At 43.4% G+C, this 6,346-nt stretch carries 6 protein-coding genes and 1 pseudogene; 6 read left to right on the top strand and 1 reads right to left on the bottom strand.

The window, feature by feature from the left end:
• A pseudogene (locus tag MNV_RS20885) lies at window positions 1-238 on the bottom strand (ISH3-like element ISMba14 family transposase); the annotation flags it as partial.
• Between the two features lie 445 nt (window positions 239-683).
• On the opposite strand from MNV_RS20885, the gene MNV_RS15655 reads away from it, so the two are divergent.
• The 6 genes from MNV_RS15655 to MNV_RS15630 all read left to right on the top strand — a co-directional run bounded on the left by MNV_RS15655 (window position 684) and on the right by MNV_RS15630 (window position 6,346).
• Window positions 684-1,985, top strand: coding sequence for a hypothetical protein (locus MNV_RS15655; RefSeq protein ID WP_143311837.1), 1,302 nt, complete (start codon window positions 684-686; stop codon window positions 1,983-1,985).
• Window positions 1,986-2,096: 111 nt separating this feature from the next.
• Window positions 2,097-2,699: a hypothetical protein gene (locus tag MNV_RS15650; RefSeq protein WP_143311836.1), complete on the top strand. Its 603-nt coding sequence runs from the start codon at window positions 2,097-2,099 to the stop codon at window positions 2,697-2,699.
• Window positions 2,700-2,838: 139 nt separating this feature from the next.
• Entirely contained in the window at window positions 2,839-3,387 is a 549-nt protein-coding gene (locus MNV_RS15645; protein ID WP_143311834.1) for a hypothetical protein, read from the top strand.
• A gap of 56 nt (window positions 3,388-3,443) precedes the next feature.
• On the top strand, window positions 3,444-3,911 hold the full coding sequence (locus tag MNV_RS15640; protein ID WP_096206878.1) for a hypothetical protein: 468 nt from the start codon (window positions 3,444-3,446) through the stop codon (window positions 3,909-3,911).
• A 1-nt stretch (window position 3,912) separates the two neighbouring features.
• A complete protein-coding gene (locus MNV_RS15635) occupies window positions 3,913-4,878 on the top strand; it encodes a cytochrome c3 family protein (RefSeq protein ID WP_096206877.1) in 966 nt (321 codons plus the stop codon).
• Window position 4,879: 1 nt separating this feature from the next.
• Window positions 4,880-6,346: a hypothetical protein gene (locus tag MNV_RS15630; RefSeq protein ID WP_096206876.1), complete on the top strand. Its 1,467-nt coding sequence runs from the start codon at window positions 4,880-4,882 to the stop codon at window positions 6,344-6,346.

Raw genomic sequence — 6,346 nt, 5'->3', positions numbered from 1 at the left:
GAATTTATATAATCGTGAATGGAGTCGCCAGATGGCACATTTTTATCTGGATTCTTCAGTCTGAGATCTATGCTTGCTGATTCTAACGAGTTGGTAACTGATGTGGCTGCGTGCAGAATCACATTCAGTGTGTCTTGAAACTATACGTTGTACCTTCAGGTAATTTTATTATGTTTGTTTTACTCAATAACTCTGAGGTCATGGCCATTATATCAAGAGGTTGTATATTCATGATCATGACCTCAAATATCAACCGCTTAAAAACATCATCTGAGGATGATTCACTTTAAAATAGATGTGCTGATATTTCATTCACTCGGAAGTAGAGCTATTCGGAAGTACTGTAATTGTACATTCATATTAAGATTTTATTTTTCAAATGGATGAATAAATAATGCCGCGTACTTACGGTTTTATCTGATGTTCTGATTTTATTAAGGAGTTAATTTTGGTAGAAATCTCAATCTTGGTGAGGTTCTAAAATTTATCAAGCTGTGTTGGAACCTCAGAAATACATGATGCTGGTATTTGTTTTTGCTATATGATGCTCATCATGAGCATTATTATAAACACGTTACGATAAATATATATACCAATCAAGGCTAATACTAAATTATACCCAAATTTACCCCAAATCGGGGCCGAATGGGTAGGAATAGGATAGAATAGAGGTGAAAAAAAACATGAATAGTAAATTTACTTTAGCCTTGATTGCACTTGTTGGAATAGGCGTGTTTGCTCTTCCATCAACGATGGCGTTGTTCGCCGGGCAACATACTTTCTACAACATAGATGCAACAGGCAACCAGGTACCGTGCCAGAAATGCCACGGTGACGTTAAAGTGGAACTGAGCGGAGATACAGCGCAGGCAGGCTCGAAAGCGCCGCACGCTGATTTCAAATGCGAATACTGCCACAGAGCTGAAGCAGGCTTTGCAAGCGGTGATGATGCATATGCGAAGATAAGATATACTAGTGGTGCTAACGCGTTATATCTCGTAACCACAATATCGAACTTCGAGACAGGAAACTTCCCCAAGAATATCACATACACGGCTGGCCAGACCATAGACGCTGTGTTGGCAGGAAACGCCTTTAATCTGGACGGCACGCCTTTCGTAAATAAGACTGCTGGATTATACCAGGGTAGCTTATCCAGTGGTGTGGATGGTGCGTACGCCTATGCGTATGCAAGCGAAACAACCACACGTAATTCCGATGGCTCACCGAAGGATACTAACACAACCACGCAGAACACCGCATTCCAGCCAAGATTGGTTACCTGGTCTGGAACCGCTGAGAGTCTGAATGGCACTGGTTCAAGTGAAGTCACACCCGGTTCAAGGTACCACGCAGCATCACTGGTCTCATGCATGGAATGCCATGGCGGAGAACAGGAGAAGGGTGCAGCAGGATACGAGATCGAAACAGCAGAACCCTATAACCATGCAGGCTGGCTTGTAGATCCAAATACTCCGGGCAGCTCATGCAGTAACTGCCACTATGGAACAGGTGGAGCAGCACGTGAATTTGCACTTGAAGCAGGAGGATTCCAGGGCACAGATGGATTAGGCCTGACAACAAAGAACGCCAGCGAAGGTGCGGTAGAGGCACATAACGAATTCGTGACCTCTGACTCACAGGGAATTCTGAGAACTGCCACTACTGGCTACGGTGCATCCAACATCGCATGCGTGGCATGCCATACGCACGTAGCGGTAAATATCAATTTCCAGAAGAAATACCTGGTCAAGTTCGATGCTTATGGAATGGGCACAGGCAACTGGAGCGTTGGTGGCTATGAGGCACAAGGTGATGTACTGACCTCAGAATACGGCAACAGCGATGGCAGCGTATTTGGAACCGACAACAAGACCTATTCTTGGAGTCCGGCCAAAACTCTGTATGTTAACGGCACTGGTGCACAGATTGTCGGTCTCAGCAACGATACGAGCGACAACAAGTCAGCATTGACAACACCGTAAATGAAATGGGTATTCCCCATTTCTTCTTTTTTATTTTAACCTATAAAATCATTATAATTCCTTTGAGCCAGAAGTAAATTATTTATACTTTTGCTTCCGACTTATTTCGCATTGAACCGAACAATTGATGTCTTTGGAAAAAATGCGCCGCTGTTGCTCCTGCTCTCCATCCTGCTGACCGCAGGACATGTAAATGCTGAAATCCCGGACGGTCATAAACCTATCCCGTGCATTGGCTGCCACCAGGAAACCCTCGGCGCAAATGCAGGAGATATAGGTGAAGAAATATGCGGGAACTGCCATTATTATAAACTTGATGTATCCAAACTGGAGGCAGAGCACAATCCGAAAATCTGTAAAGCCTGTCACATGGGGAATACCATCGCGAACGGCAGTGAGAAAGAGATCTTTCACAATGGTCACAGCGCCGTACGGTGTACCCGGTGCCATACGGAGGATGATTTTACGATCATAAAAATTAAAAGCGACGGATTCAGGTGTGTATCCTGCCATGGCACTCAGGTTCATTCAATCCACGTCAAAAACCTTGGTAAAGCCTGCCCTATATGCCATGGCTCATGGGCTGCAGGCAAAGTTTACCGGGTAAAGGAAGCTTCTTCATTAAATAAGCCAGAGGAGGTGAAAAAATACGAAGGGTTTACAGCGTTTCATATTATAAAAACCCTGATTAATATGTTGTTGGGTATAAAGTGATTAATTGTATTTATTTTTTACTTTAAAATCATTATAAATCTTTTCAATCCCAAGGTTAATTATTTATACTTCCGTTTCGGATATATTCGTATTGAATCGAACAATGATAATATTTAGGAAAAATGTATTACTGTATATTTTGTTCTTCATTATACTTATCTCAGGGTATGCAAAGGCTGAAATGCCTGCATCGCATAAGCCTGTTCCATGTATCGGATGTCATCAGGAAACCCTTGGTGCAGATTCTGGTATAGGCGAATGCGGGAACTGCCATTATTATGGACTTGATGTAGACAAGCTGCAGACAGAACATAACCCGAAAATCTGCACAATATGCCATATAGGCAATACAACAGCCAATGGGGATGAGAGAGAGATTTTTCACAACGGTCATACAGCCGTGAACTGTACACAATGTCATGTCGAGGATAATTTTACAGTCCTTAAGATCAAAAACGATGGGTTCAAGTGCGTATCCTGCCATGGAACAGAAGTTCATTCAATTCATGCCAAAAATCTTGGTAAATCCTGCAAGATATGCCACGGTTCATGGGCGGCAGGTAAGGTTTATCAGGGAGAGGGAGTATCATCCTCAACGAACAGTTCTGGAGAAAAAGAAAGATTAGAAAGGTTTACTATATTTAATTTCATAAGAAATCTGTTTAACGCACTTTTAGGATTAAAGTGAATAAATCGATAGGATAAAAGGTAAAAATGGATAAGGATAGAAGGTGAAGGAAAAAAATGGATAAGAAGAGAGTAGTTAAATTAGCTAAAATAGCAGTAGTAGTATTGCTGGTGTTTTCGGTATCGGGGTACTATCTGTATCAACATGCAGTAGAATATGGACTGGCAAAACCTGCACTTTTGCTCAAAGTTTCCATGAACTTGACCTCGAAAGGCACGCCAATGGTTAATAACGTAACTTTTGAGCAATCCAGCGTGCCGTTTTTCTATAAAAGGGTAGATTCCGTTCCGGATTTCCCTGAAATAGATGCCAATGCCAGGATAAACACGATAAACGCAGCGCCGGCAAGCTACTGGGCGTCGCAGCATGTCAAATTTGACGAGGAAGGCGTATATACCCTGAGATTGTTCTTCAGGGACGGCAGCGAGCCAAAACAGGGAGATCTCCTGATAATGCCGATACGTGTAGTCAGTCGTACAGGGACTGTTGCCTATAAGACTACAGCTTTCTGGCAATGGGAGTGATATGAAGTTATTCTGGGCATTGTTTGCTCTTGTCGGGATTTCCTTATGGTACATCCCGAACACCATTTCCCTTTTTAGCGGGCAGCACAGTTACTATAACATCAATGCGAACGATTCCCAGGTCCCTTGCCAGAAATGCCACGGAGATGTACAGATGGAAGTCCATACCGGTTTCATACACAACAACTTCACATGTTCTGACTGCCACCGCGTCCAGAAAGGCGTACAGTACGCAAGCGGTGATGATGCATATGAAAGAATACTGTATATTAACGTCACGCCATTGAGCACAACGAACATTCAGTACAGGGTGCTTGCAACCACTCTGGGGAATCTCCAGAGTGGAAACTTCCCGAAGTCGCTTTCAGGTGAGATAACGATCGATCAATGGGCGGCAGCCGGGAACGACCAGGTGCAATTCCGTGATGAAAACAACCAGTACGCCGGGAATATGACACCAGGTGAGACCGGTGTACAGTATAATTATGTATTTGCGAACGAGACAGTCACATATAATAATGGTGCACCCAAAGACACAGATCCTTCCACACAGTATCAGACGCTTGATCCTAGAAAAATCAGCGTGAGCCCATATCCGTACGGCATAGATAACCTTACAGGTGCAGGCTCCAGGGTAATTACCCCGGGCACATTAGCTCACGCATCATCCACGGTACAGTGCGCTGACTGCCACTCACAGTTCCTCAGCAATACGCCTGACACTGTTCATGAAGCATTTATCATGTATGGTATGGAACAAAATACCAGTAATAATTGTATAGCCTGCCATACTGCCATAGCTGTCTCAATAAATTGGACGCGACCTGCCGCTATAAGCATAGAAACAACATCGGATGGTCATAATATATCAATTAATGGTACCCGTACAGCGTACTGGTCAAGAATAGAGACCTTTGGTAACCAATCAGGTGATGCGATTGCAGTATCCAACGTGACGGTGATCTAAAGTGGCAAAGCATAAAACTGCGCTGCTGTTCATCCTGGTACTGTTCACCCTGATGTTTTCAATCCAGCAAGTATCTGCTGCTGGCGATTTCAGGTTCGATTTTGCAACAAAGGTAGCCGGGATTGATAATTACACAAAGCACTGGTCCAATACATATCCCCCCGACCCGAAGGCTAATATTATAATCTACTCTTACGCTGGCAACCTGTCATACAAACGCCTGTCTGCAGTTGGTTTCATGTATGTCGTCTATGACCCCATGGACAATATTGTAGCCGTAGAAAAGATGAGTTCGTTCCAGCGCAGCTACGAGCCTAATGTTGTCTATTATACCCTGCATCCCGGGTCAGACTGGATAGAAGGTACTTATAATGTTAAAATAGTCGTGTTCGATCAAATAGACCGGGATGCATGGGAAGATTTAAAAAGCGACCCCTATGGCATTATCTCCGATCCCGAGAAGTATAAGACATTCTACGAAACAGGTTCCAACGCTAAGGATCTTGGCGTTTTGAAAGACCTTGGTGACCCGGTCGCACAGGCTGTTCTTAATTTCCAGATAAGCAAATCGTCGTCGCTATATCCGCCTGACCGCTTCCTTCTACATGATGTAAGATTCGTTGACAATACTACAGAACGGATACTGGGTGAAAAACTCAAAATCGAATTACAGGTAGATAATAATTACCTGGATGATGGAGCGTTCAAACTGGCTATGCTGGTGGACAGTAATATTGTGTCCACACAGGATATTACTATCAAGGGACTGAATACTTCTAAGGTTATTTTTGAAGCGAAAGCTGGCAAAACCGGTACTTTCAAGCTGCACTTCGGGGCAGACATCCCGGAAGTAAAATATCAGAACGCGGAGCTGACATTTTCTATTAAGAACGAGACCGATACCACAAGGCTGGATATACAGAAAATCGAGATTACAGGGATGAACGTTAATAAAGAATTTACGGCTGTTGGTACCAACGTAACTGTATCTGTAACTACAATCAATAACGGGAAGATGGGGAACAAGACCATCACGGTCTACTCCAACAGAGTGCCTGTCGGCTCTGCCGAAATAAATCTCCAGTACCTTGAGGAAAAAACTGTTGAGATTCCTGTAGTCCTGGAAAGTATGGGAATAAATAAGATCACAGTATCCGATGCGCCTCAGTTGTATAGAAACGTGTTTGTGCAGGAATCTGAAGAATCGCCAGTCGAGGGAAATCCGATAATGAAACGGCTTAAAGAGAATCCACTGAAAGTATCTGCTGTTTTTGTATTTATGATGTTCGGCGGAACACTGTACTACTTAAGAAAGCGACTGTTCGGAGAGGAACCTCTTCCAGTTGAAGTTCCATTTAAAGTGGCTGCTGATAAACCGAAGAAAAATTTGCTTTCTGGTATAAGAGAGTACCTTGCAAGCAAGAGGCAGAGCATAAGAAAAATTAAGGATAAAAAAACAAAACTCTGA

Origin of the sequence: Candidatus Methanoperedens nitratireducens (assembly GCF_900196725.1) — an archaeon.
Lineage (GTDB): Archaea > Halobacteriota > Methanosarcinia > Methanosarcinales > Methanoperedenaceae > Methanoperedens > Methanoperedens nitroreducens_A.
The sequence above is the reverse complement of the archived record's forward strand: the minus strand, read 5'-3'. Positions and strand labels throughout refer to the sequence as shown.